The 25,256-nt window shown below is 73.3% G+C and carries 24 protein-coding genes; 10 read left to right on the top strand and 14 right to left on the bottom strand.

Translation table 11 applies throughout. The features are described from left to right. Positions 1-13: 13 nt before the first annotated feature. Both K7640_RS10150 and K7640_RS10145 read right to left on the bottom strand, forming a co-directional pair. Positions 14-358, bottom strand: a complete 345-nt coding sequence (locus K7640_RS10150; protein ID WP_222954504.1) for a hypothetical protein — start codon at positions 356-358, stop codon at positions 14-16. Next, positions 351-782 carry a YbaB/EbfC family nucleoid-associated protein gene (locus K7640_RS10145; protein WP_308042498.1) on the bottom strand — a complete coding sequence of 144 codons (432 nt, stop codon included), beginning with the start codon at positions 780-782 and terminating at the stop codon, positions 351-353. The genes K7640_RS10150 and K7640_RS10145 overlap by 8 nt, the downstream gene beginning before the upstream one ends. Before the next feature lie 75 nt (positions 783-857). Here K7640_RS10145 and K7640_RS10140 point away from each other — a divergent pair, with 75 nt between their 5' ends. Further along, complete coding sequence (locus K7640_RS10140) at positions 858-2,090, top strand: SUKH-3 domain-containing protein (RefSeq protein WP_222954502.1); 1,233 nt, start codon at positions 858-860, stop codon at positions 2,088-2,090. 4 nt (positions 2,091-2,094) lie between these two features. On the opposite strand, the gene K7640_RS10135 is transcribed toward K7640_RS10140, so the two are convergent. Continuing rightward, complete coding sequence (locus K7640_RS10135; protein WP_222954501.1) at positions 2,095-3,534, bottom strand: aldehyde dehydrogenase family protein; 1,440 nt, start codon at positions 3,532-3,534, stop codon at positions 2,095-2,097. Between the two features lie 144 nt (positions 3,535-3,678). Between K7640_RS10135 and K7640_RS10130 the strand changes: the two genes are divergently transcribed. The 6 genes from K7640_RS10130 (at position 3,679) to K7640_RS10105 (ending at position 10,550) form a co-directional block, all read left to right on the top strand. Continuing rightward, complete coding sequence (locus K7640_RS10130; protein ID WP_222954500.1) at positions 3,679-5,115, top strand: gamma-aminobutyraldehyde dehydrogenase; 1,437 nt, start codon at positions 3,679-3,681, stop codon at positions 5,113-5,115. 3 nt (positions 5,116-5,118) lie between these two features. Then, positions 5,119-6,390 carry a 4-aminobutyrate--2-oxoglutarate transaminase gene (gabT, locus tag K7640_RS10125; RefSeq protein WP_222954499.1) on the top strand — a complete coding sequence of 424 codons (1,272 nt, stop codon included), beginning with the start codon at positions 5,119-5,121 and terminating at the stop codon, positions 6,388-6,390. Positions 6,391-6,496: 106 nt separating this feature from the next. Next, positions 6,497-8,029: a hypothetical protein gene (locus tag K7640_RS10120; protein ID WP_222954498.1), complete on the top strand. Its 1,533-nt coding sequence runs from the start codon at positions 6,497-6,499 to the stop codon at positions 8,027-8,029. A gap of 219 nt (positions 8,030-8,248) precedes the next feature. Next, entirely contained in the window at positions 8,249-8,665 is a 417-nt protein-coding gene (locus K7640_RS10115; protein ID WP_222954497.1) for a GntR family transcriptional regulator, read from the top strand. A gap of 11 nt (positions 8,666-8,676) precedes the next feature. Then, positions 8,677-9,564, top strand: coding sequence for an ABC transporter ATP-binding protein (locus K7640_RS10110; RefSeq protein ID WP_222954496.1), 888 nt, complete (start codon positions 8,677-8,679; stop codon positions 9,562-9,564). Next, complete coding sequence (locus K7640_RS10105) at positions 9,561-10,550, top strand: transporter (protein WP_222954495.1); 990 nt, start codon at positions 9,561-9,563, stop codon at positions 10,548-10,550. The genes K7640_RS10110 and K7640_RS10105 overlap by 4 nt, the downstream gene beginning before the upstream one ends. 49 nt (positions 10,551-10,599) lie before the next feature. On the opposite strand, the gene K7640_RS10100 is transcribed toward K7640_RS10105, so the two are convergent. The 3 genes from K7640_RS10100 to K7640_RS10090 all read right to left on the bottom strand — a co-directional run bounded on the left by K7640_RS10100 (position 10,600) and on the right by K7640_RS10090 (position 13,119). Further along, positions 10,600-11,280 carry a septal ring lytic transglycosylase RlpA family protein gene (locus tag K7640_RS10100; protein ID WP_222954494.1) on the bottom strand — a complete coding sequence of 227 codons (681 nt, stop codon included), beginning with the start codon at positions 11,278-11,280 and terminating at the stop codon, positions 10,600-10,602. A gap of 124 nt (positions 11,281-11,404) precedes the next feature. After that, on the bottom strand, positions 11,405-12,457 hold the full coding sequence (locus K7640_RS10095) for a HAMP domain-containing sensor histidine kinase (RefSeq protein WP_222954493.1): 1,053 nt from the start codon (positions 12,455-12,457) through the stop codon (positions 11,405-11,407). Next, the gene (locus K7640_RS10090; protein WP_222954492.1) at positions 12,454-13,119 is read right to left on the bottom strand and encodes a response regulator transcription factor; all 666 of its coding nucleotides are present in this window, start codon (positions 13,117-13,119) and stop codon (positions 12,454-12,456) included. The genes K7640_RS10095 and K7640_RS10090 overlap by 4 nt, the downstream gene beginning before the upstream one ends. Before the next feature lie 273 nt (positions 13,120-13,392). On the opposite strand from K7640_RS10090, the gene K7640_RS10085 reads away from it, so the two are divergent. Genes K7640_RS10085 through K7640_RS10075 form a run of 3 tightly spaced genes read left to right on the top strand, consistent with a single transcriptional unit; the run spans position 13,393 to position 16,564 of the window. Continuing rightward, positions 13,393-14,673: a transcriptional regulator gene (locus K7640_RS10085; RefSeq protein ID WP_222954491.1), complete on the top strand. Its 1,281-nt coding sequence runs from the start codon at positions 13,393-13,395 to the stop codon at positions 14,671-14,673. Between the two features lie 41 nt (positions 14,674-14,714). After that, positions 14,715-16,220 carry an aldehyde dehydrogenase gene (adh, locus tag K7640_RS10080; protein WP_222954490.1) on the top strand — a complete coding sequence of 502 codons (1,506 nt, stop codon included), beginning with the start codon at positions 14,715-14,717 and terminating at the stop codon, positions 16,218-16,220. Next, positions 16,220-16,564, top strand: coding sequence for a DUF779 domain-containing protein (locus K7640_RS10075; RefSeq protein ID WP_222954489.1), 345 nt, complete (start codon positions 16,220-16,222; stop codon positions 16,562-16,564). The genes adh and K7640_RS10075 overlap by 1 nt, the downstream gene beginning before the upstream one ends. Positions 16,565-16,617: 53 nt before the next feature. Here K7640_RS10075 and K7640_RS10070 read toward each other — a convergent pair whose 3' ends face one another. The 8 genes from K7640_RS10070 to K7640_RS10035 form a co-directional block, all read right to left on the bottom strand. After that, complete coding sequence (locus K7640_RS10070; protein ID WP_222954488.1) at positions 16,618-17,361, bottom strand: LamG-like jellyroll fold domain-containing protein; 744 nt, start codon at positions 17,359-17,361, stop codon at positions 16,618-16,620. Positions 17,362-17,770: 409 nt separating this feature from the next. After that, positions 17,771-18,568, bottom strand: coding sequence for a G5 domain-containing protein (locus K7640_RS10065; RefSeq protein ID WP_222954751.1), 798 nt, complete (start codon positions 18,566-18,568; stop codon positions 17,771-17,773). A gap of 139 nt (positions 18,569-18,707) precedes the next feature. Continuing rightward, the gene (gene speB, locus K7640_RS10060) at positions 18,708-19,721 is read right to left on the bottom strand and encodes an agmatinase (protein WP_222954487.1); all 1,014 of its coding nucleotides are present in this window, start codon (positions 19,719-19,721) and stop codon (positions 18,708-18,710) included. Further along, on the bottom strand, positions 19,718-20,920 hold the full coding sequence (locus K7640_RS10055; RefSeq protein ID WP_222954486.1) for a saccharopine dehydrogenase family protein: 1,203 nt from the start codon (positions 20,918-20,920) through the stop codon (positions 19,718-19,720). Before K7640_RS10055 ends, speB begins: the two co-directional genes overlap by 4 nt. Then, positions 20,920-22,341: an FAD-binding oxidoreductase gene (locus tag K7640_RS10050; protein ID WP_222954485.1), complete on the bottom strand. Its 1,422-nt coding sequence runs from the start codon at positions 22,339-22,341 to the stop codon at positions 20,920-20,922. Before K7640_RS10050 ends, K7640_RS10055 begins: the two co-directional genes overlap by 1 nt. After that, positions 22,338-23,180 carry an ABC transporter permease gene (locus K7640_RS10045; protein ID WP_222954484.1) on the bottom strand — a complete coding sequence of 281 codons (843 nt, stop codon included), beginning with the start codon at positions 23,178-23,180 and terminating at the stop codon, positions 22,338-22,340. Before K7640_RS10045 ends, K7640_RS10050 begins: the two co-directional genes overlap by 4 nt. Continuing rightward, complete coding sequence (locus tag K7640_RS10040) at positions 23,177-24,091, bottom strand: ABC transporter permease (protein WP_222954483.1); 915 nt, start codon at positions 24,089-24,091, stop codon at positions 23,177-23,179. The genes K7640_RS10045 and K7640_RS10040 overlap by 4 nt, the downstream gene beginning before the upstream one ends. Further along, complete coding sequence (locus K7640_RS10035) at positions 24,088-25,248, bottom strand: ABC transporter ATP-binding protein (protein WP_222954482.1); 1,161 nt, start codon at positions 25,246-25,248, stop codon at positions 24,088-24,090. Before K7640_RS10035 ends, K7640_RS10040 begins: the two co-directional genes overlap by 4 nt. Positions 25,249-25,256: the final 8 nt, after the last annotated feature.

Raw genomic sequence — 25,256 nt, 5'->3', positions numbered from 1 at the left:
GGTCCTCCGCGGCTCAGTGCCGGTGGTCGGGGCGGCGGACGGTCCCGTCCAGCTTTCGGGCGTTGCCGAGGTCGGTGTCCACGGTGGCCCGCACCGAGGTCGTCACGTCGGCACCCAACTCCTGGATCGCCCGCCCCACGCCCGCCCAGGCGCGCAGCAACGTCTCCTCGTACGTCCGGTAGTTCTTGTCGAAGGCGGCACCGATGTCGTCGCGGCCCCACGGCCGCCGGGCGCTCGCCGCGGCGATCGCGTCGCCCACCTCGTGCCGCCGGGCGGTGACCGCCTCGCCGGCCAGCCGCAGGTCGGCGGCGCCCCGGCGGGCCCGGTCCGGATCGAGCCAGAGCTGCTCGTCAGCCACGGGCGCCGCCCTCGTCCCGGAACGCCGCGTCCGCCCGGCCGAGCAGCGCCCCGAAATCCCCGCTGCGCAGGAACTCCGCCGACCCCTGGCCCTCGGGCAGGTAGCCAGTAACCAGTTCCTGGGTGGCAGCGGTCGCCGCCGAGGCCGCGCGGTGCACGGTCAGGGTGATCTTCCGGCTCAACGCCTTGGCGTCCCGGGCGTGGAAAACCGCCGGGGCGAGCTCGACCGAGATCAGCTCGCCGCGCGCGCCCACCGTCGCGGTCACCTGCCCGTCGTCGGAGCGTTCGGTGACCCGCAGCTCGGCCAGCTTGGCCCGCAGTTCGTCCAGACCGGACCGCAGGCGCTGGTACTGCCCGTACACCTCGTCGAACCGCTGCCGGAGCGCGCGATTGGCGTCCCGGTCGACAGTTTCGGCCAACGTCACCCTCCCCCGGTCACGTTCAGTCAGGGGAACCATACCGGGCGCCACGAATCCGTGGGGTCCGGTAGTTTCAGCGCTGTGATCGATCGCCAGCAGGCCGAGCAGCTCGCCACGGTGTGGGCCCGCCGCGACTCGCAGCGGCTGGGCTACGAGTGCCGGCCCAGCGTCGACGAGTTCGACCTCGGCTACATCATCCGGTCCACCGTGTCCGGTGACGTCGGCGCGCTGCCCGGGGACCTGCCGACCACCGTGGTCGACAAGGAGACCGGCGAGGTCACCACCTGGCCACGGGTGCCGGCCACCGCGGTCGAGCGGATGTACCGGCGCAGCCGCCCGGCCGGCGACCGCGCCCCGCGGACCGTCGACCCGGCGAGCCAACTGCTCCGCGAGCTCCGCCGGCTACCGACGCCCGGCACGGCCGCGCACCTCACCGTCGACGGCCGGACGTACGTGGCACACGGCGCCAAGGGCGACGTCGAGCTGAACCACCACCCCCTGGTCCGCGGCTACCTGGACGGGGTGCCCGCCGGCCATCTGGTGCGCGGCGGTGACCGGCATGCCGAGCTGATCGTGGTCTCCGACGTGCTGCACGAATACGATCACCGCCGCGCGAGCGCGGGTGAGCCGCCGTTGACCGGCGGCGAGGCGCGGGCGCTGTTCGCCGCCAGCCGGCTCCAGGTCTTCCAGATCCGCGAGCCCGGCGACCGCGACGGGGGCGAGGTGCGGGATCTCTGCGAGTCCTGCACGAGAGCGCTGGTGGCCTTCGAGGTTCTGCCATGGGGCGAGCTGGGTCGCCTGGTGGAAACCCCACCCTTGCCACGCCAGGTGCCGGATCCCGACCGCTTTCCACCAGAGGTCGCCCAGGCGCTCGCCGACGCCGGTTGGGACCAGAACGAGTTCAACTGGGCGATGGCCGAGGGCGCGATGGCGGAGACCTGCGAGGTGGTGGGCAGGAGCCACAGCCACGAGCCGTTTCCCGCCGCCGAGCGCGTCTTTCTCGACTTCCCCGCGATTCTGACCTTCCGGCGTCGGCCCGGCCGGGACGTCTTCGTCCGGCAGTTGGACACCAACCCGACCTGGGCCGCGCACACCGCCGACACCCTCGCCGACTTCGGTCAGGTGCTCGGCGCCCGGTTGTTCCCGGTCGGCCGGGAACGGCGGGACAGCATCCTGGCCGTCGACGAGCACGGGCGCATCTTCGCGCTCGACCAGGCCGGCGAGTGGTTCATCGGCGCGGACGTCGACACCGCCCTCACCAACCTGCTGCTCGGCCACGCCCCCGCCCGGGTGCGCGACGACGGCACCTGGTGACGGGCTACAGCTCCACCCCGGTCAGCACCGTCACCCGCGGTTCGGTGTAGTCCTCCATCGCGCTGCGCAGCCCCTCCCGACCGACGCCGGACCCCTTCACCCCGCCGTACGGCATCTGGTCCGCCCGGTAGGACGGCACGTCCCCGACGATCACCCCGCCGACCTCCAGCGTCCGGGCGGCGCGGAAGGCGGTCTGGAGATTGTGCGTGAACACGCCCGCCTGCAACCCGTACGCCGAGTCGTTGACGGCGGCGAACGCGGCCCGGTCGTCCGCGACCGGGGCGACCACCAGCACCGGCCCGAACACCTCCTCGCGGCACACCTTGGCGTCGGCGGGCACCCCGGTGAGCACGGTCGGCGGGTAGCCGGCGCCCTCGCGGCGTCCGCCGGTCTCGATGGTGGCGCCGGCCGCGACCGCCTCGTCGACCCACGCCTCGACCCGGCGCGCCGCGTCCTCGGAGACCAGCGGCCCGACGTCGGTCAGCGGGTCGGCGGGGTCGCCGGTGCGCAGCGCCGCCACCGACGCGACCAGCCGGGGCAGGAAGCCGTCGTAGAGCCATTCGTGCACGTAGACCCGCTGCACGGCGATGCAGGACTGCCCGGCCTGGTAGTTGGAGAAGGTGGCGATCCGGTGCGCCGCGAAGGTCAGGTCCTCGTCGGAGTTCCAGTCCTCGCAGATCACCGCCGCGGCGTTGCCGCCGAGTTCGAGGGTGACGTGTTTCTCCGGGGCGGCCCGGCGGATGGCCGCGCCGACCGGCCCGGAACCGGTGAACGACACCACCGGCAGCCGGGGGTCGGCGACCAGTTCGGCAGCCCGCTCGTTGGGCAGCGGCAGCACCGAGAACATCCCCTCGGGCAGTTCGGTCTCGGCCAGCAGCTCGCCGAGCAGCAGCGCCGACAGCGGGGTGGCCGGGGCCGGCTTCACGATGATCGGGGCGCCGACGGCGATGGCCGGGGCGACCTTGTGGGCGACCAGGTTGAGCGGGAAGTTGAACGGCGCGATCCCGAGGACCGGCCCGCGCGGCACCCGCCGGATCAGCGCGATCCGTCCGGTGGCCGCCGGGTCGGTGTCCAGGCGTTGCAGGTCGCCGGAGAACCGCCGGGCCTCCTCGGCCGCCCACCGGAAGGTGGACACCGCCCGCCCCACCTCGGCCCGCGCCCACTTGACCGGCTTGCCGTTCTCGGCGGTGATCAGCGCCGCGACCTCGTCGGCCCGCTCGGCGAGCCGGCGGGAGACGTGGTCCAAGGCGGCGGCGCGGGCGTGCGCGGGCAGGGCCGCGGCCCGCGCGGCCACTCCGGCCGCCGCCGCGACGGCGGCCTCGACCTGGTCGGGCGTGGCCAGGGTGGTACGCCCCACCGTCCGGCCGTCGTAGGGGTGGGTGACGGTCAGCTCGCCCGCGCCGTGCGCGGGGCGGCCGGCGACGAAGATTGCGGTCGGCTCCACAGAACCGGAGCGTAGACCAGAGCGGCCCGCGCGGAAACAGTTGCCCAAGCCCTTGTCTGCCGCGAATTCAGTAGCCAAGATGGCAGTCAGATTACGATTACCTCCGCTGACCTCGTCCCCCGGCCACCCCTCGGAGAAGATCCCATGAGCGACCAGCAGCAGCTGCGCAACTTCGTCAACGGCGAGTACGTCGATCCGGTGGACGGCGGCTACGCCGATCTGATCGACCCGTGCACCGGCGAGGTCTTCGCCCAGGCACCCGTCTCCGGCCGGGCGGACGTGGACGCGGCCATGACGGCCGCCGCCACCGCCTTCGAGAGCTGGCGGGACACCACCCCGGCCGAGCGGCAGAAGGCGATGCTCAAGCTCGCCGACGCGGTCGAGGCCCGGGCGGCGGAACTGGTCGACGCGGAGGTCCGCAACACGGGCAAGCCCCGCCAGCTCACCGCCGAGGAGGAGCTGCCCCCGGCGGTGGACCAGTTCCGCTTCTTCGCCGGCGCGGCACGCCTGCTGGAGGGGCGCTCCGCCGGCGAGTACATGGCCGGCCACACCTCGTACGTGCGGCGCGAGCCGATCGGGGTCTGCGCGCAGGTGACGCCCTGGAACTACCCGCTGATGATGGCGGTCTGGAAGATCGCCCCGGCGCTGGCGGCCGGCAACACGGTGGTGCTCAAGCCGTCCGACACCACGCCGGTGTCGACGCTGCTGCTGGCCGAGATCGCCGCCGAGTTCTTCCCGCCGGGCGTGTTCAACGTGGTCTGCGGCGACCGGGACACCGGCCGTGCCCTCGTCGCGCACCCGACCCCCCAGCTGGTGTCGATCACCGGTTCGACCCGGGCGGGCATGGAGGTGGCCTCGGCCGCCGCGCCCGACCTCAAGCGCACCCACCTCGAACTGGGCGGCAAGGCCCCGGTGGTGATCTTCGACGACGCGGACGTGGCGGCGGCGGCCGAGGCGATCGCGGTCGGCGGTTACTTCAACGCCGGTCAGGACTGCACCGCCGCCACCCGGGTGCTGGCCGGCCCCGGCATCCACGACGACTTCGTCGCGGCGCTGGCCGAGCAGGCCCGCAACACGAAGACCGGCGCGCCGGACGACGCCGACGTGCTCTACGGCCCGCTGAACAACGCCAACCAGTTGGCCCGGGTCAGCGGCTTCGTCGACGGCCTGCCCGACCACGCGAGCGTGCAGACCGGGGGCTCCCGGCAGGGCGAGCGCGGCTATTTCTATTCCCCGACCGTGGTCTCCGGGGTGCGGCAGGCCGACGACATCATCCAGCAGGAGGTGTTCGGGCCGGTCATCACCGTGCAGCGCTTCTCCGACGAGGACGAGGCGGTGCGCTGGGCCAACGGCGTCGACTACGGGCTGTCCGCCTCGGTGTGGACCAACGACCACGGCCGGGCGATGCGGATGACCCGCCGGCTGGACTTCGGCTGCGTCTGGGTGAACACCCACATCCCGTTCGTCTCCGAGATGCCGCACGGCGGTTTCAAGCACTCCGGGCACGGCAAGGACCTCTCGGTCTACAGCCTGGAGGACTACACCCGGATCAAGCACGTCATGCACAACATCGAGGGCTGACCCGTGGCCTCCAGCGAAGAACTGCACAAGCGGCGCGGCTCCGCCGTGGCCCGGGGCGTGGGCAGCGTCGTCGGCGCGTACGTCGACCGGGCCGGTGGCGGCACGATCACCGACGTCGACGGGCGGGAGTGGATCGACTTCGCCGCCGGCATCGCGGTGACCAACGTGGGCAACTCCGCGCCGAGGGTGGTCGCGGCGGTCCGCGAGCAGGTGGAACGCTTCACCCACACCTGCTTCATGGTGGCCCCGTACGAGTCGTACGTGGCGGTCTGCGAGCAGCTCAACGCGCTCACCCCGGGCGGGTTCGAGAAGCGCTCGGCGTTGTTCAACTCCGGCGCCGAGGCGGTGGAGAACGCGGTGAAGATCGCCCGGCACGCCACCGGACGGCCGGCCGTGGTGGTCTTCGACCACGCGTACCACGGCCGGACCAATCTGACCATGGCGTTGACCGCGAAGAACATGCCGTACAAGCACCGGTTCGGGCCGTTCGCCGGGGAGATCTACCGGGTGCCGATGTCGTACCCGCTGCGGGACGGCGGGCTCGACGGGGCGACCGCCGCGGCGCGGGCGATCGAGCTGATCGAGAAGCAGGTCGGCGCGGAGAACGTGGCCGCCCTGCTGATCGAGCCGATCCAGGGCGAGGGCGGGTTCGTCGTACCCGCGGCGGGGTTCCTGCCGGCGTTGCGGGAGTGGGCGACGGCGGCCGGGGTGGTCTTCGTCGCCGACGAGATCCAGACCGGCTTCTGCCGGACCGGGGACTGGTTCGCCTGCCAGCACGAGGGGGTCGAGCCGGATCTGATCACCCTGGCCAAGGGCATCGCGGGCGGGTTGCCGCTGGCGGCGGTCACCGGGCGGGCGGAGCTGATGGACGCGGTGCACGTCGGCGGGCTCGGCGGCACGTACGGGGGCAACCCGATCGCCTGCGCCGCGGCGCTGGCCTCGATCGAGACCATGCACGAGCTGGACCTGGCCGCGGCGGCCCGGCGGATCGGGGCGGTGCTGGGCGAGCGGCTGTGCGCGATCGCCGGCCGCGACCCGCGCGTCGCCGAGGTACGCGGCCGGGGCGCGATGCTCGCCGTGGAGATCGTGCGGCCGGGCACGCTGACCCCGGACCCGACCGCCACGGCGGCGATCTCGGCGGCCTGCCACGCCGCCGGTCTGCTCACCCTGACCTGCGGCACCTACGGCAACGTGCTGCGTTTCCTGCCACCGCTGGTCATCTCCGACGACGAGCTGGGACGCGGCCTGGACATTCTCGACGCGGCCTTCGGGTGACGCCGGTCGACTCAAGCGAGTGATCCGGCGAGAACCTCCCGTTTTGTAACTTTTATTCCGGTTCCATGCCTCTCAGGTCCCTTTCCCGAGAGGTGTGGTCACTGTGATGTCCTGTCGACCCGGCGCGCTCCGGCGTGGCTCAGCCGGTGCGGTGCTGCTCGCCATGGTGGCGATCAGCGCCGGCTGCACCCAACCCACCGGCTCGCCGGCCCTCGCCGAGGCCCGGCCGGTCGAGCTGGCCCGCACCGCCGAGCCCGCCGCACCGGCGGACCTGCGCGCCCTGCTGGAGGCACGCCGGTTCCCGGTCCAACCCGGCGACGCGCCGCGCACCGAGGCCGAACCCTACGACCGGTCGCCGCTGGCGCGGGGCGGGGCGGCCGGCCGGCTGGACCCGACCTTCGGCACCCGCGGCGTGACCGTCACCCGGGTCGCCGGGCACCCGCGCGAGGCCAACAACCTGGTGGTCCTCAAGGACGGGTCGATCGTCACCGTCGGCGGTGGCCGCCGGGCCGGCTCCGACTTCGTCCTGGTCAAATACCGCTGCGACGGCACGGTGGACACCCGGTTCGGCACGAGGGGGCAGGTGGTCACGCCGCTTGCGGAGGGCGGCAGTGGCGCCCAGGCGGTCGCGGTGGCACCGAAGGGCCGGCTGGTCGTGGTGGGCACCGCCGGGCTCGGGCAGCCGAACCAGTCCGGCTTCGCGGTGGCTCGCTACCTGCCCGACGGCAGGCTGGACCCGGGCTTCGGCACCGGCGGCGTGGTGGTCGCGCCGATCGGACCGCAGCGCAGCGCCGGCGCCAGCGACGTCGTCGTACTCCCCGACGGCCGGATCCTGGTGGCCGGCGGCGCGACCGACGCCCAGGGCAATCCCGGCTTCGCCGCCGCCCGCTTCCTGCCCAACGGCAGGCTGGACCCCGGCTTCGGCACCGGCGGATCCGTGATCGTGCCGATGCCGGGCGGTGACGCCGCCGGCCTCGCCCTGGCCCTGCAGCCGAAGGGGCGGATCGTGCTCGGCGGCACCGCCGAGAACCAGGGGGTGACCTACTTCGGGCTGGCCCGGCTCACCCCGAACGGGCAGCTCGACCGGAGCTTCGGCAACCAGGGCACCACCCTGGCGGCCTTTCCCGACGCGAACATCAACGGCCTGCACGACCTCGCCGTGGACCGCGCCGGCCGCATCGTCGCCGTGGGCGTCACCGGGACCGACCATCCGCCGTTCCAGTTCGGCCTGATGCGGTTCCGCCCGGACGGCGCCCTCGACCCGACGTTCGGCGGCGGTACCGGCATGGTGCGCACCGCGTTCGAGGGCACCGCCGCGGCCACCGGCGTGCTGCTGCGCCCGGATGGGCGGATCATCGCCGTCGGCCAGGCGTGGCCGAACATCGCGCTCGCCGGCTATCTGCCCAACGGCGACCTGGACGACCGGTTCGGTGACCACGGCCTGACCATCACCCGGGTCGGTCAGATCTCCGCCGCCAGCGCCGTCGCGCTCCAGTTCGGCAAGCGGCTGGTGATCTCCGGGGTGACCGGCGACGCCTCGCTCAGCGACGCCGCCTTCCTGGTGGCCCGGTACGGACTGGCCAAGGGTCCGCTGCCGGCGTGCTGCGAGCGGACGCCGACGGTCGTCGGGCTGGGCTGAGCGACCCGCGCGGGCCCACCTCCCGGCCCCCACCCGGCCGGGAGGTGGGCTCGCGCGCAGGCACCTCCAGCAGTACGCCCCGACGCCGACCGCCGCGGCGCGCCAGCTCCGGGACACCGGCGCCGCCGCTGAGAAGTTCGATGCCCGAAGGGGACGCCATGGACCGCCTTCCTGTCTTATAGTCCTACTGTCGTAGGACAATAGAAGGGCGGGTGCTGTGTGATCGAGTTCGTGCTCGACGGACGGTCCAAGGTGAACACGTACGTGCAGCTGATCCAGCAGGTCAAGCAGGCCCTCCGGGTGGGCCTGCTGAACCCCGGTGACCAGTTGCCGAAGGTCCGCGACGTGGCGCAGTCGCTGGCCATCAACCCCAACACGGTGCTCAAGGCGTACCGGGAGCTGGAGATCGAGGGCCTGGTGGAGGGCCGCCCCGGGGTGGGCACGTTCGTCCGCCGTACCCTCGGCGGCCCGCCCCTGGCCGACCAGGGCGAGCTGCGCGCGGAGCTGGTGGCCTGGCTGCGGCGGGCCCGGTCCGCCGGGCTCACCTCCGAGGACGTCACCGCGCTTGTGGAAACCACCCTGCGGGCCACCCTCGCCGCCGAGGCGGCCCGCACCAGGCCCGCCACGACCCGATGAGAGGAGACCAGATGGAGATCGCGCTGGAGGCCGAGCGGCTCGGCAAGCGCTACGGACGACGCTGGGCGTTGCAGGAGTGCTCGTTCCAGCTGCCCGCCGGGCGGATCGCCGGCCTCGTCGGCCCGAACGGCGCCGGCAAGAGCACCCTGCTGCACCTCGCCGTCGGCCTGCTCGGGCCGGACGCCGGGACGGTCCGGGTCTTCGGCCGCACCCCCTACGACAATCCGGCCGTGCTCCCCGACGTCGGCTTCGTCGCCCAGGACACCCCGCTCTACCGCGACTTCACCGCCGCCGAGCTGGTGACCATCACCGGGCGGATGAACCGCCGCTGGGACGGCGCGCTGGCCCGCGAGCGGCTGGCCCAGCTCGGCATCCCGCCGAATCTGCCGGTCGGCCGGCTCTCCGGCGGGCAGCGGGCCCAGGTGGCCCTCGCACTGGCCCTGGCCAAGCGGCCCCGGCTGCTGCTCCTGGACGAGCCGGTCGCCAGCCTCGACCCGCTGGCCCGGCGCGAGTTCCTCCAGTCGCTGATGGGCAGCGTCGCCGAATCCGGCACCACCGTGCTGCTCTCCTCGCACCTGCTCGGCGACCTGGAACGGGTCTGCGACCACCTCGTGCTGCTGAACGCCTCCCGGGTACGCCTCGTCGGCGCGGTCGACGAGCTGGTCGCCGGGCACCGCCAACTGGTCGGCCCCCGGCACGGCGGCGAAGCGATCACCGGGGTCGGCACGGTCCTGCGGGCCAGCCACACCGGCCGCCAGTCGACCCTGCTGGCCCGGGTCGACGGGGTGGTCGACCCCGAGTGGACGGTGCACGACGTGACCCTGGAGGAGGTCATCCTGGCCTACCTCGACGAGGGCGAGACCCGAACCAGCCACACCGAATGGGAGGTGCCGGCATGATCGCCCTGGCCTGGCGGCAGCACCGCAAGCAGGTGCTCTACACCATCCTCGGGTTCGCGGTGCTCGCCGCGCTGATGGTCCCGATCGGCATCTCGATGCGCCACACCTTCAGCGATCTGGGCCTGCCCGAGTGCGTCCGCCAACTGGCCCGCAGTGACGTGCCGCAGGCGACCGCGGAGTCCTGCGAGGGCGGGTTTCGGCAGTTCGGCAACCGGTACGGCAACTTGAACCTGGTCGCCGTGCTGCTGCTGGTGCTGCCGATGCTGCTCGGCCTGTTCTGGGGCGCGCCGCTGATCGCCCGGGAGGTCGAGCAGGGCACCCACCGGTTCGCCTGGACCCAGGGCATCAGCCGGCGGCGCTGGGCGCTTGTGAAGTTCGGGCTGGCCGTCGCGGTGACGGCCACCGCCGCCGTCTGCTACGGCCTGGGTATGTCCTGGTGGGTCAGCCCGCTGACCGAGGCCGCGCGCGAGGGCCGGTTCGGCTTCATCGTCTTCGACCTGCAGGGCGTGGCCCCGATCGGCTACACCCTCTTCGCCGTGGCGCTCGGCATCTTCGCCGGCACCCTCGGGCGGCGGATGCTGCCGGCCATGACCATCACCCTGGCCGGCTTCATCGGGGTCCGGGCCGCCGTCGCGGTGCTGGCCCGGCCGCACTACCAACCGGCCCGCACCGCCCAGTACCCGGTGGTCGGGGACGACCCGTTGCCGCGCGACCGCGGCGACTGGATCCTCGCCAACGGCGTACGCAACGCCGACGGGACGATGGTGGCCCCGGACGCGCAGATCCGCTGCCCGCCGGGCGTCCAGAAGCCCGGCGGCGGTGCGTGCGGCTCCGAACTCGGTGTCCGGCCCGGTGCCTACAACTGGGAGCTCTACCAGCCCGCCGACCGGTTCTGGCTGTTCCAGGGCATCGAGACCGGCATCTTCGTGGCGCTCGCCGCGCTGCTGCTCTACCTCACCCTGCGCCAGCTCCGCCGGATCGCCTGAACCCGCACGGCGGGGTGGGTGCGCCGGCCGCCCACCCCGCCGAGCCGGGTCAGCCGACCCGCTCCACCACGTTGCGGCGGACCAGGTTCTTGCCCGGCTCGCGGATCAGGTCCATGGCCGCGGCGTTGAGCAGCACGCAGCTGCCGGACGGGCCGGTCACCGTCACCGTCGCCGCCCGCCCGTTGTCCAGATTGGTCACCCGCAACCGGGTACCCACCGGGAAGCGGTCACTGGTGGCGGCCGGTGGGGCGTTCTCGGCGAAGAAGGTGATCGCCCCCGAGCAGACGCTACGGGCGGGCGCGGCTCCGGTCGCCCCGCCCGGCGGCGTCATGGCGGGCCGCGCGCTGCCCGGCCGGTTCTCCCCCACCGGCACGTCGCCCTCCGCCACGAGCTCCACCCGGTTGTTGCGGATCACGTTCTTGCCCGGCTCCCGGACCAGGTCCATCGCGGTCGCGTTGAGCAGCACACAGCTGCCGGACGGACCGGTCACCGTCACCGTCGCCGCCCGGCCGTTGTCCAGATTGGTCACCCGCAACCGGGTGCCGGCCGGGAACCGGTCGCTGGTGGCCGCCGGCGCCCCGCCCTCCGCCGAGAAGGTCACCGAACCCGCACAGACCGACCCGGCGGTCGGGGCGGTCTCCGCGAACCCCAGGCCCGTGCCCACCGCGAGGGCCGCCGAGGCGGCCACTGCCACGGTCGCCGCCAGTACGTGCTTGCGCTGCGCCCTCACGATGTCTCCCGTCCTCCGGTGGTGTCCTCGACGCCTGGTACGGACGGGACGGCGGGACCGTTCAGTCGGACAACCGACTCACCACGGAAAGTAGCGACCGTGCGACGCTCCGCCGAAGCGGCGGTCAGGGCGCGGCGGGTAGCCGGACGTCGACCCGCAGGCCACCGTCCTCGCCCGGCCGGGCGGCGATGATGCCCTCGTGCGCCTGGGTGATCGAGCGGGCGATGGCCAGGCCCAACCCGGCCCCGCCGCCCTGGTTGGTGCGGTCGCGGGTCAGCCGGCGGAACGGTTCGAAGAGCCCGGCGACCGCCTCGCCCGGGACCGGCTGGCCGGTGTTCGTAACGGTCAGCGCGGGTTCGTCGCCGACGGCGACGGTGAGCCGGCCGCCCGCCCGGTTGTACTTGATCCCGTTCTCCACCAGGTTGGCGACCAGGCGCTCCAGCAACACCCGCTCGCCGGGCACGAGCCGGGGCGCCAGCCGGCTCTCCACCGTCACCCCGGCCTCGGCGGCCCGGTCCCGGTACGCGGCCAGCACGCCGCCGACGATCTCGTCGAGGCGCTGCGGGGTGGAGGAGCGCAGCCCCTGGTCGCTCTCGCTGAGGGCGAGCAGCCCCTCGATGAGCCGCTCGTTGCGCTCGTTGGTGGCCAGCAGTTGGGCGGTGAGCAGGTCCAACTGCTCACCGGTGAGCGACTGGGCCATGCCGACCTCGATCAGCGTCCGCTGCACCGCCAACGGCGTACGCAGCTCGTGCGAGGCGTTCGCGGCGAACCGGCGCTGCCCCTCGTAGCCGACCGTGACCCGGTCCAGCATGTCGTCGATGGCGCGGGCCAGCCGGGCCAGTTCGTCCCGGCCGCCGCGGCGGATCCGGTGACCGAGATTCTGCGGCCCCAGGTCGGCGATCGGGCCGCTGAGGTCGTACACCGGGCGCAGGCACCAGCGGGCCGCGCCCCAGACCGCGACGCCGGCGGCGAGCAGCAGCACGATCTCGGTCAGCGCGGGGACCAGCGGGGCGTACGGGCGGATCGGCTCGCACACCGTGCCGATCGGCGTCCGGTCACAGACGCCGTGGGCCCGCCACCATGCCTGTGCCAGCAGCCATCTGCCGATGCCGGGCAGCAGGTAGCCGCCGAGCAGGGCGAGCACCCCGACCAGCAGGACCCGACGGCGGGGGCTCACGTCGGCTCACCGATCCGATAGCCCGCCTTCGGCACGGTGTGCAGGACGGGCGGCTGGCCGAGCTTCCGGCGCAACGTCATCACGGTGACCCGAACCGCGTTGGTGAACGGGTCGGCGAACTCGTCCCAGGCCTGTTCCAGCAGGTCCTCGGCGCTGACCACGCCGCCGCGGGCGCGCATCAGCACGTGCAGGACGGCGTACTCCTTGGGGCTCAGGCCCAGTGGCCGACCGTCCCGGGTGGCGGTGTGCCGGGCCACGTCGAGCACCACCCCGTGCTGCTCCAGCACCGGCGGCACCGCCGGGGCGGAGCGCCGGCCCAGCGCCTGCACCCGGGCGACCAGCTCGGCGAAGGCGAACGGCTTGGTCAGGTAGTCGTCCGCGCCCAGCCCGAGGCCGGCCACCCGGTCGCGGATGCCGGCGGCGGCGGTGAGCAGCAGCACCCGGGTACCGGCGTCGGACCCGGCGAGGCTGCGGCACACCTCGTCGCCGGTGGCCCCGGGCATGTCCCGGTCGAGCACGACCACGTCGTACCGGTTGACCCCGGTCCGCTCCAGCGCGGCGTCGCCGTCGTAGCAGACGTCCACCGCCATCGAGAACCGACGCAACCCCTCGGCGATCGTGTCCGCCAACAGCCGCTCGTCGTCCGCCACCAGCACCCGCACGGCTACCGCTCCCCCGGTTCCTCGTCGTCGCGCCCACGGTCCCAGGCAGGAGTTAAGGGTTCCGTAAGCGCCGTCGGAGTCCATCCTCCACGCCAGCCGGGTGCGAACGGCCCCGCACGGGGCAGCATCGCCCCGGCGCGCCGGCCGCGACGGTGGTCCGAGGTGTTAACAGGGGGCCCCTGCTCTACCGAATGCGTTAACAAGGTGCCCTTCCTTCCGCCGCCTTGGCGGATTGGGGTGAGCTGGGTCACCATGGGCGCGAGGAGGTCGCCGATGGCTGACCCGTGGCTCGCCCTGGAATTCGGCGCCGATCCGGCCGAGCGGATCGCGCAGGTCGGCGCGGCCCACGAGGCGTTCCTCACCGGCGGCGCCCCGCAGCGGGTCCGCGAGGTGGTCCGCCGCTCGTGGGAACGCTCGGCCGGGCTCGACCCCGACGCCACCGCCCCGGTCGAGCTGACCGACGACGCGCTGGCGAGCTACCGAGCCGCGCATCCGCTGGCCCGGGTGCTGCCCCTCTTCCGGGACCTGCTCGGCGGCATCGCGCAGGACGGCGCCCACCTGATGGCGGTCTGCGACGCCGGTGGGCGGCTGCTCTGGGTGGAGGGCCATCCCGGCGTGCTCCGGCACGCCGAGCGGATGAACTTCGTGCCCGGCGCCCGCTGGGACGAGACGCACGTCGGCACCAACGCGCCCGGCACCGCCCTCGCCGTCGACCACAGCGTGCAGATCTTCGCCACCGAGCACTTCGTCCGGCCGGTGCAGCGCTGGACCTGCGCCGCCGCGCCGATCCACGACCCGGCCACCGGGCTGCTGCTCGGCGCGGTGGACATCACCGGCGGCGACCATCTGGCCACCCCGCAGAGCCTGGCCCTGGTCCGGGCCACCGCGCGGGCCGCCGAGGCGTTCCTGGCCGGGGCCACCCCGGCCGAGCCGGACGTGGTGCACGTCGCCGCGCTCGGCCGCGACGAGGCGGAGCTGCGCACCGGCGGCCGGCGCGTCCGGCTCGGCCGGCGGCACAGCGAGCTGCTGGTGCTGCTGCTCGACCACCCGGAGGGGCGCACCGGCGAACAGCTCGGCCTCGACCTGTACGGCGACGACCGGCTGCACCCGGTCACCCTGCGCGCCGAGCTGTCCCGGTTGCGCCGGGCGCTCGGCGCCGACCTGCTCGACTCCCGCCCGTACCGGCTGCGCGGGACCGTGCGCGCGGACTTCCGTACCGTCACCGAGCGGCTGGAGCGCGGCGACCCGGCGGGGGCGCTCGAGGCGTACGGTGGGCCGTTGCTGCCCGCCTCCGACGCGCCGGGCGTGGCCCGGCTGCGCCGCCTGGTCGACGGCCAGCTCCGGGCGGCCGTGCTGGCCAGCGCGGACGCCGACCTGCTCGCCGCCTGGACCGCCACCCCGGCCGGCGCCGACGACCTCACCGCCTGGCAGGCGCTGGCCCGGGCGTTGCCGCCGGGCGCGCCCCGCCGGCCGCTCGCGGTGGCCCGGGCCCGCCAGCTCGTCGAGGAGTACGACCTGCCGCGCGCAACGTCGCTGCAACGTCGCGGAAACTAGCGTCCTGCGCCATCCACCACCCACGGACGGCGGAGGTACCCATGACGCGCTACGACGCCCCCACCCACTGGCAGTCCCGCTACGACCACTTCATCGGCGGTGAGTACGTCAAGCCGCACGGCGGGAAGTACTTCGAGAACCCCACCCCGGTAACCGGGCAGACCTTCTGCGAGGTGGCCCGGGGCACCGCCGAGGACGTCGAGAGGGCGCTCGACGCCGCACACGGCGCGGCCGACGCCTGGGGCCGCACCTCCGTCGCCGAGCGCTCGCTGATCCTCAACAAGATCGCCGACCGGATGCAGGACAACCTGGAGTCCCTCGCCATCGCCGAGACCTGGGAGAACGGCAAGCCGGTACGGGAGACCCTGGCCGCCGACATCCCGCTGGCGATCGACCACTTCCGCTACTTCGCCGGCGCGATCCGGGCCCAGGAGGGCTCGCTCGGCGAGATCGACGACGACACCGTGGCGTACCACTTCCACGAGCCGCTGGGCGTGGTCGGGCAGATCATCCCGTGGAACTTCCCGCTGCTGATGGCCACCTGGAAGCTGGCCCCGGCGCTGGCCGCCGGCAACGCGGTGGTGCTCAAGCCGGCCGAGCAGACCCCGGCGTCGATCCACTACCTGCTGTCGCTCGTCGCCGACCTGCTCCCGCCGGGCGTGCTGAACGTGGTGAACGGCTTCGGCGTCGAGGCGGGCAAGCCGTTGGCCTCCTCGCCCCGGGTGGCCAAGGTGGCGTTCACCGGGGAGACCACCACCGGGCGGCTGATCATGCAGTACGCCAGCGAGAACATCAAACCGGTCACCCTGGAACTGGGCGGCAAGAGCCCGAACATCTTCTTCGACGACGTCAGCGCGGCCTCGGACGACTTCCGGGACAAGGCCCTCGAAGGCTTCACCATGTTCGCCCTCAACCAGGGCGAGGTCTGCACCTGCCCGTCCCGGGCACTCATCCAGCAGGGCCACTACGCCGACTTCCTGGCCGCCGCGGTGGAGCGAACGAACGCGGTCAAGCAGGGCCACCCGCTGGACACCGACACGATGATCGGCGCGCAGGCGTCCAACGACCAGCTGGAGAAGATCCTGTCCTACCTGGACATCGGCCGGCAGGAGGGGGCCCGCGTGCTGACCGGCGGTTCCCGGGCCGATCTGGGCGGCGAGCTGTCCGGCGGCTACTACGTCGAACCGACGATCTTCGAGGGCGACAACTCGATGCGGATCTTCCAGGAGGAGATCTTCGGGCCGGTGGTCTCGGTGACCTCCTTCGCCGACCTGGACGACGCCGTGAAGATCGCCAACGACACCCTGTACGGGCTCGGCGCGGGCGTCTGGACCCGCGACATGAACACCGCGTACCGGGCCGGGCGGGCGATCCAGGCGGGGCGGGTGTGGACGAACTGCTACCACGCCTACCCGGCGCACGCCGCGTTCGGCGGCTACAAGCAGTCCGGCATCGGCCGGGAGAACCACAAGATGATGCTGGAGCACTACCAGCAGACCAAGAACCTGCTGGTCAGCTACTCCACCCAGAAGCTCGGCTTCTTCTGATGGGTGACGTGGTGACCGTGACCCCCGCGGCGGCCGAGTTGATCCGGTCGCTGCGGGGGCAGCACGGCCCGTTGATGTTCCACCAGTCCGGCGGCTGCTGCGACGGCAGCGCCCCGATGTGCTACCCGGCCGGCGAGTTCCGCACCGGATCCTCGGACGTGCTGCTGGCCAGCCTCGCGGTCGACGGCGTGCCGGAGCCGGTCGAGTTCTGGATGTCCACCGCCCAGTGGGAGCTGTGGAAACACACCCGGCTGACGGTCGACGTGGTGCCGGGGCGGGGCAGCGGCTTCTCGCTGGAGGCGCCGGAGGGGGTCCGCTTCCTGATCCGCTCCCGGCTGGCCTGAGACACCCGGCGGGGCGGGTGGGCTCGGCCCACCCGCCCCGCACGCGTTCGCGGTCAGCCGATGCTGAGAATCGCGTTGTCCAGAGCGCCGCGGAACTGGTCGTTGTTGCTCAGTCCGGTGCCCTTGGCGCCGATGGTGACCTTCGCGGTGCTGGTGATGTCCATGGTGGCCTTGTCCTTGTCCGCCACCTGGACGTTGTCCACGTGGACGGTCAGCAGGTCGCCCCGCCGCTTGCACTGGACGAACTTCCAGCCCTGGTCGGCGATGGAGGTCGTGGCGGTGGCCAGCAGTTCCACCGTGTCCGGACCTCTGGTGCCCTTGATGCGGCAACCGGGCTTGCCGCCGTCGAGCTGGAGCTTCCACTGCGCCGGGTCCGCGAACAGGCCCTTCTGGATCAGGTTGGCGCCCTCGGTGACCTGCGCAGAGGTCACCTTGACCAGGGCGCTGATGGTGAAGTCCTGGGTGCCCGGGTTGAGGTTCGCCGCGTTCGGCACCTGGACGATCGCGCTGCCCACGGCCGGGAAGGCCAGCGCCGGGCTGCTGCCGGTGCCGTTGGGCCGGGTGATGCGGGAGATGCTGCCGGTGCCGCCCACGGCGATGCAGCCGGAGTCGCCCGGGGTGGCCACGTCGGCGAAGCAGCCGGACGTCCACGGCCCCGGCTCGACCTGGCCGGTCGGGGTGGCGTCGAAGTCGAGGCGCAACTGCTCGGTGGCGGCGTACGCGGGTGCCGTGTCGACCAGGACGGCGGCGGCGAGGGCGGTGACGCCCAGGGCGAAGGCGGACAGGGTTCGACCCATGAAGGTCCTCCGGTGATCGTGCCGCGGGCCCCCGTACGGCCGCAGCGTCACCGTATGATCACGACCGGCACGACGGCTGTCAATGCCCGGGTGAGTCCGCGCAGGCCACGCCGGCCGAGTCGCGGCCACGGCTGCTCGCTGGCGGCGCCGGAGGGCCCGGTTCCCGATCCGCTCCCGCCTCGCCTCGCCTCGGTCAGCCGGCGGCCGTCCGGCCAGCAGGAGGGGCCGCTTCGCGCGTGATACCTCTCAGTCATGTTGATGACTGAGAGGTATCACGCTCACGGCGACTTCCGGCTCCCCATGGCGGCGCTCCGCCGCGGCCGCACCGCCTCCGCCGCCCGAACGGCAGCGCCCGGGTTCCTGCGCTCACCGCACTTGTCGCCCGGCAGTCCCGCCCGGCGGCCCCTGGTCAGTCCTCGCAGGCCACGCCGTCCTTGTCGCGGTCGAGGCCGTAGACGTCCTCCCCGATGACCCGGATCGGCCCGCTGACGTACGCCGGACCGTTGCCGCCGCCGCCCGCGCAGTCGACGTCACTGGCGATCGGGACGCAGCCGCCGTAGTTCGGGTGGCACTGCGCCTCCTGCTTGGTGCCCACCGCGACCACCTCGGTCACCGGCTGTCGGGTGACCACCGAGCGGACCAGCGTCCGGCCGGTGCGCTGCCCATCCGTCAGCGTCACCCGGTAGGTCAGCGTGCGCACCCCGTCGACGCCCCGGGTGCGCACCACCCGCTTCCCCTTGGCCAGCGAGGAGTCCTGCACGGTCCGGGTGCCGTGGGCGACCCGGCGGGTCTCCGTCTCGGTCCGGGTCGCCACCACCGGCTTGCGCGGGGTCGGCGCGGCGGTCGTCGGCGCGGCGAGGCTCGACGCGGCGGGGCTCGACGCGGCGGGGCTCGACGCGGCGGGGTCGGACGGGGTGGCGATCGGCGCCGCGGTGGCCGGCGGGGCGCTCGGCGCCGCCACGGGTTCCTCCGCGGCCGGCACCGCCTCCTGCCCGGCGACCCGATCGGTCGAGGTCTCCTTCGGCTGGGCATCGCTGAGGGCGCCCACGATCCCCGCACCGGTGCAGCAGAGCAGCAGGATCGTCAGCAGACTGCCCCCGAGGATCGCCCCGGCCCGCCCGCCCGGACCGAGCCGGCGATACCAGCCGGGACCGCGACCGGGCGGTGCGGCCGGGTACGGGTGGGGCTGACCGGGAAACTGCGGCATCTGCGTCACGCTGCCGAGTCTCGTGTTCACCCCCAGTTGCGAAAAGAGGCGGTCATCTCTTCCGCGACGTCGGTCGGGCACGCCTGTCCGGCCGGTTGGTTGCCCCAGGTGACCTGTTGAGCCGGCAACTATCGGCGGGTCAGCGGCCGTCGAGCAGCGGTTGGCGGGGGTCCCAGGGCGGTCCGCCGGCCGCGTCGCGGCGTCGGCGGGCGATCGCGGACAGCGCCTCCAGCACCACCCGGTTGCCCAGGTACGCGGTGACGTCGGCGTGGTCGTACGGCGGGGCGACCTCGACCACGTCGACCCCGACCACCGGCAGCTCGTAGCAGACCCGGCGGACCGCGTCGAGCAGTTGCCGCGAGGTGAGGCCGCCCGGTTCGGGGGTGCCGGTGCCGGGCGCCATGCCCGGGTCGACGACGTCCACGTCGACGGAGAGGAACACCCCCTCGCACTCGTCGGTGGCGATCCCGAACGCCTCGGTCAGGCAGGTGTCCAGGCCGCGGGCCACCAGCTCGGTCATCTCGTACGAGCGCATCCGCTGCTCGGCCATCCAGGCCAGCGTCTCCGGGCCCGGCCAGTAGCCGCGCAGGCCGAGCTGGAGGAACCGGTCGCCGCGCACCGCGCCGGACTCGATGAGCCGGCGCATCGGCTGGCCGTGCCCGTGCAGGGAACCGAACTCGACGTCGCCGGTGTCGGCGTGCGCGTCGAAGTGCACAAGCGACACCCGACCCAGCCCGTGGTGCCGGGCCACCCCGGTGGCGTCCGGCAGCGCGATGGAGTGGTCCCCGCCGAGCACGACCGGGATCGCCCCGGCGGCGGCCACCGCGTACACGGCCTGCTCCAGGGCGCGCAGCGAGCGCTCGATGTCGCCGGAGAACATCTCCACGTCCCCGGCGTCGTAGACGCACAGGTCCCGCAGGCCGTCCACCCGCAGGGCCAGCGACGGGCGGGAGCCGTCGGCCGGCAGGTAGCAGGCCTGCCGGATGGCCGACGGGCCGAACCGGGTGCCGGGGCGGTGCGAGGTGCCACCGTCGAAGGGCGCACCGACGATCACCACGTCGGCGTCGGCGTACGTCACGGGCTCCTCGATGGTGCACGGCGGCACGCCGAGGAAGGTCACGTCCGGGCCGTACATCGGGCCGTAGCGGGTCACCGCTCCTCCATCCCCCAGGGCGAGCCGTAGCCGGTGAGCAGGTCGAGGAAGGGCTTCGGCGGCAGCGCCTCGGGGCCGAGCACGCCGGTGCCGGACCAGGCGCCGGTGGCCAGCAGCTCCAGGGCGACCACCGGGTTGACCGCGGTCTGCCAGACCACCGCCTGGTGGCCGTACTCGCGCATCGACCACTCGTTGTCGACCACGTGGTAGAGGTAGACCCGGCGCGGGCGGCCGTCGACGCCGGTGCCGGTCACGTACGTCCCGGCGCAGGTCTTGCCGCGCATCTTGTCGCCCAGCGTGGCCGGGTCGGGCAGGCAGGCGGCCACCACGTCCCGCGGCGACACCTCGACGCCCCGGACGGTCACCGGCCTCGTCGAGTCCAGGCCGAGCTTGTGCAGCGTCTTCAGCACCTCGATGAACTCGTCACCGAGGCCGTACTTGAAGGTGACCCGCTTCGCCTTGACCCAGCGCGGGATGAGCAGCACCTCCTCGTGCTCCACGTTGACGCACTCCACCGGGCCGATCCCCGCGGGAAACTCGAAGACCTCCGGCTCGCTGAACGGCGCGGTGGTGAACCAGCCCCGGTCGGCCTCCCAGACCACCGGCGGGTTCAGGCACTCCTCGATGGTGGTCCAGATGGAGAACGACGGCGCGAAGTCGTAGCCGTCGACGGTGAGGTTCGCGCCGTCGCGTACCCCGATCTCGTCGATCTCGGCGAACAGCTCGTCGGCGGCGTAGCGGGCGAAGACGTCGGACAGGCCGGGCTCGACGCCGATGCCGCAGAGCGCCAGCCGGCCGCCGGCCGCCCAGTCGTCGGCCACCGCGAACTGCTCGTCGCCCAGCTTCACCCCCGGATCGGCGTAGGGGCGCTCGGGGTGCGGGCGGGACAGCGACATCGCCATGTCCAGGTAGTGCGCCCCGGCCGCGAACGCCCCGTCGAAGATCGGCATGACGAAGCGGGGATCGACCGCGTTCAGCACGTGGGTGATCCGGTGTTCCCGGCAGAGCGCGGCGACGGCGTCGGCCGAGGAGGCGTCGAGGGCGGCGGGCACGAAGCGGTCGCCGTGCCCGGCGACCGCCCGCTGGGCGCGGGCGAGGTCGTAGTCGGCCACCACCATCGTGTCGAAGAAGGACCGGCGGGCGGCGATGGCTACGGCGGCGGAGCCGACGCCACCGGCGCCGACGAGCAGGATGCGCATCAGGAATCGAACCCCAAACCAAGACGATCGAGCGTACGGAGCCAGAGATTGCGCCGCCCCTCGCGCGCGTCGGCGCGGGCGAGCGACCAGCGGGTCAGGTTGATGCCGGCGGCCCGGGCGGGCTCCGGCGGGAACGGCAGCGGCTTGCGGCGCACCAGTTCCAGCCGGGTCAGCGGGGTCTCCGCGCCGGCGAGCAGGTCGAGCATCACCCGGGCGCCGAACCGGGTGGCCCCCACGCCGAGCCCGGTGAACCCCGCCGCGTACGCCAACCGCCCCCCGTAGGCGGTGCCGAAGAACGGGCAGAACCGGGTGCAGGTGTCGATCACCCCGCCCCAGCGGTGGCTGAACCGCACCCCGTCGAGCGGCGGAAAGGTGGTGAAGAAGTGGTCGGCGAGGGCGCCGAAGGTGGCCGGTCGCTGGGCCAGCGCCGGAGCCACCCGGTTGCCGTAGTGGTAGACCGCGTCGTAGCCGCCGAACAGGATCCGGTCGTCGGCGGTGAGCCGGTAGTAGTGGAACTGGTTGCCGGAGTCGGCCAGCCCCTGCCGGTTCGCCCAGCCGATCGCCGTGCGCTGCTCGGCCGAGAGCGGCTCGGTCATCAGCGCGTAGTCGTACACCGGCACCACCCAGGCGCGCAGCCGGCGCAGCAGCGGCGGGAACGCGTTGGTGGCCAGCACCACCTGGCCGGCCCGCACCGAACCGGGCGCGCCGTCGGCGCCACCGGCGGTGCCGGCCCGCAGCGCCGCGCCGTCGCCGCGCAGCCCGGTGACCCGGGTGTGCTCGGCGATCCGCACCCCCTCGGCCAGGCAGGCCCGACGCAGCCCCCAGGCCAGCTTCGCCGGGTCGAGCATGACCACCCGGTCGCGGTCCCACATCCCGCCGAGGTACGTCGGCGAGTCCACCTCGGCCCGCACCTCGTCGCGGTCGAGCAGGCGCACGTCGTGCCCGTACCGGCGGGCCAGCTCGGCGTCCTCGGCCAACCCGTCGAGCTGGTGCGGCGCGACCGCCACCGCCAGCTCGCCGGTGCGCTCCAGGTCGCAGTCGATCCCGTACGCCTCGACGGTGGCGACGATGGCCGCCAGGTTCTGCCGGCCCAGCCACTCCAGCTCGTCGACCTCGCCGGGAAACCGGTCCACCCCGTTGGCCAGCCCGTGGGTCAGCGAGGCGGCGCAGAAGCCGCCGTTGCGCCCGGACGCCGCCCAGCCGCAGGTGCCCGCCTCGACCAGCAGCACGTCCCGGCCCGGGTCGTCCCGCTTGGCGAGCAGGGCCGCCCACAGCCCGCTGTAGCCGCCGCCGATCACCAGCAGGTCGGCCGAGTGGTCGCCGCGCAGGGGCGGCAACGGGTCGGGCCGTTCCGGGCGGTCCAACCAGTACGGCACGGGCGCCGCGTCGGCCAGCGCCCGGCCGGTATGCCCAGCGGTCACGACCGGCTCGCGGGTGGAGCCGCCGCCGGGGCGGGCGCGAGCAGCGCGGCGCGCCGGGCCCGCCGGCCGCGCAGCGAACTCGCCCCGACCAGCAGCAGCGCGATCGCGAACATCGCCGTGCCGATGACGTTTACCTGCGGCGGAATGCCGCGCTGGGCGGCGCCCCAGACGTACATCGGGAAGGTGACCGTGGTGCCGGCGTTGAAGTTGGTGATGATGAAGTCGTCGAAGCTGAGCGAGAAGGCGAGCAGCGCGGCGGCCACGATGCCGGGCAGCACCAGCGGCAGGGTGATCCGCCGGAACGTCTGCCACTCGCTGGCGTACAGGTCCATCGCGGCCTCCTCCAGCCGGCGGTCCATGCCGGCCAGCCGCGCCTTCACCGTCACCACCACGAACGAGACGCAGAACATGACGTGCGCGATGACGATGGTCCAGAAGCCCTGCGGCACCCCGGCGGCGACGAAGAGGGCGAGCAGCGAGGTGCCCATCACCAGCTCCGGCGTGGCCATCGGCAGGAAGATCAGCACGTTGATCCCGGAGCGGGCCCGGAACCGGTGCCGGACCAGCGCGAACGCCATCAGCGTGCCGAGCACGGTGGAGACGACGGTGGCCAAAAAGCCGATCTGCACGCTGCGCAGCACCGCGTCGCACATGTCCGAGGTGGCGCACGGCTGGCGCCAGTTGTCCAGGGTGAACTCGTGGAAGTCGTACGACAGCCGGCTGGACGGCCGGTTGAAGGACAGCCCGGCCACCACGAGGACCGGCAGCGACAGGTAGCCGAGCACCAGCAGCGCCACGATCATGACCCACCGGTCCGCGAGCCAACGCGACAGTCTCATAGCACCTCCTCCGTGCCGGCCTTGCGCAGGTAGCCGAAGACGATCGCCAGGATCGCCGCCATCAGCAGGAACGACAGCGCCGCGCCCTGCGGGTAGTCCAGCCGGACCAGGAACGCCGAGTCGATGACGTTGCCGATCATGTATTCGTTCGGGGTGCCGAGCAGCTCGGCGTTGATGTAGTCGCCGGTGGCCGGGATGAAGAACAGCAGCGTGCCGGCGATCAGGCCGGGCATCGACAGCGGCAGGGTGATCCGACGGAACGCCTGCCAGCCGCTGGCGTACAGGTCGCTGGCCGCCTCCAGCAGCCGGGGGTCCAGCCGCTCCAGGCTCGCGTACAGCGGCAGCACCAGGAACGGCAGGAAGTTGTACGTGATGCCCAGCACCACGGCGATCGGGGTGGCGAGCAGTCGGCCGTCCGGGCCGAGCAGGTGCACGTCGCGCAGCAGCCCGACCACCCAGCCGTTGTCCGACAGGATGGTCTTCCAGGCCAGGGTGCGCACCAGGAAGCTGGTGAACATCGGCGCCACCACGCAGACCAGCAGCAGGTTCTTCCACCGGCCGGCCTTCTGTGCGATCGCGTACGCCAGCGGGTAGCCCATCAGCAGGGCGAGCACCAGCGCGATCGCCGAATAGAGGAACGACCGCGCGAACTGCGGCCAGTATGCCTGCACCGCGTCCGGGTAGTTGCCGAACGCCCAGGTCAACGCGTACCCGGTGGAGAGGGAGCCGGCCGGGTCGTAGAGGCTGGCCGCCGCGAGTTGCAGCAGCGGCAGGGCGAAGAAGACGAACAGCCAGGCCGCGCCGGGCAGCAACAGCAGGTACGGCAGCAGCCGGTGCCGCCCGCGCCGGGGCGGCGGTGGCGGCGCCGACGACTGCCCCGAGGCGGCCGGCACGTGGGCCAGCGCACTCATGACAGTGCCCCGACCGGGGGCTCGTCGAGCAACGGGCTGGTGCGGTCCGCGTCGGCGCCCGGCTCGCGAGGCAGCAGGAAGGCGTTCCGGGGGTTCCAGTGCGCCACCACCGACGCGCCGACCGGGAACCGGACCTCCGACCCGGTGTTGGCGGCGAACGCGGACAGCTCGCTGCCCCAGCCGGTGCGGACCAGGTACTGAGTGCTGACCCCGACGTACGAGGCGTCGCTCACCACGCCCGCGACGGACTGGTGCCCGGCGGGGACCCGGTCCAGCGAGTCGACCAGGTGCAGCTTCTCGGGGCGTACCCCGAGGTAGACCGGTCCCCGGTCGAGCCGCGCGCGCTCGCGGGGCACGGCGAACCGCGCGCCGTGCGCGGAGACCGGGACCGCGTCCCCGCCGGGGCCGGCGGCCTCCCCGGCGAGCAGGTTGGACTGGCCGAGGAAGTTCGCCACGAACGCGGTGGCCGGGTACTCGTAGAGGTCCGCCGGGGCGCCCAGTTGCTCGATCCGGCCGGCGTTCATCACCGCGACCGTGTCGGCCATGGTCATGGCCTCCTCCTGGTCGTGGGTGACGTGCACGAAGGTGATGCCCACCTCGGTCTGGATCCGCTTCAGCTCGATCTGCATCTGCCGGCGCAGCTTGAGGTCCAGCGCGCCGAGCGGCTCGTCGAGCAGCAGCACCTGCGGGTGGTTGATCAGCGCCCGGGCCAGCGCGACCCGCTGTTGCTGCCCACCGGAGAGCTGGGCCGGGCGGCGCCGCTCGTAGCCGTCGAGCTGCACCAGCGACAGCATCCGGCGGACCTCGTCGTCCACCGAGCGGATGCCGCGGCGGCGCAGCCCGAAGGCCACGTTCTCGGCGATGTCGAGGTGCGGGAAGAGTGCGTAGCTCTGGAACACCGTGTTCACCGGCCGCTTGTACGGCCGGAGCCGGGCGATGTCCCGGTCCCCGAGCAGCACCTGCCCGCTGGTCGGTTCCTCCAGCCCGGCGATCATCCGCAGCGTGGTGGTCTTGCCGCAGCCGGACGCGCCGAGCAGGGCGAAGAACGAGCCCTGCGGAATGGTCAGGCTGAGGTCGTCGACCGCGGTGAAGATCCCGAACCGTTTGGTCAGGTCGACCAGTCGCAGGTCGCCGGCCGGTGTCTCGCGCTCCCGCACTTTCCCAC

The organism is Micromonospora sp. PLK6-60 (assembly GCF_019890675.1).
GTDB lineage: Bacteria > Actinomycetota > Actinomycetes > Mycobacteriales > Micromonosporaceae > Micromonospora.
This window is presented reverse-complemented; position numbering and strand designations above follow the sequence as displayed.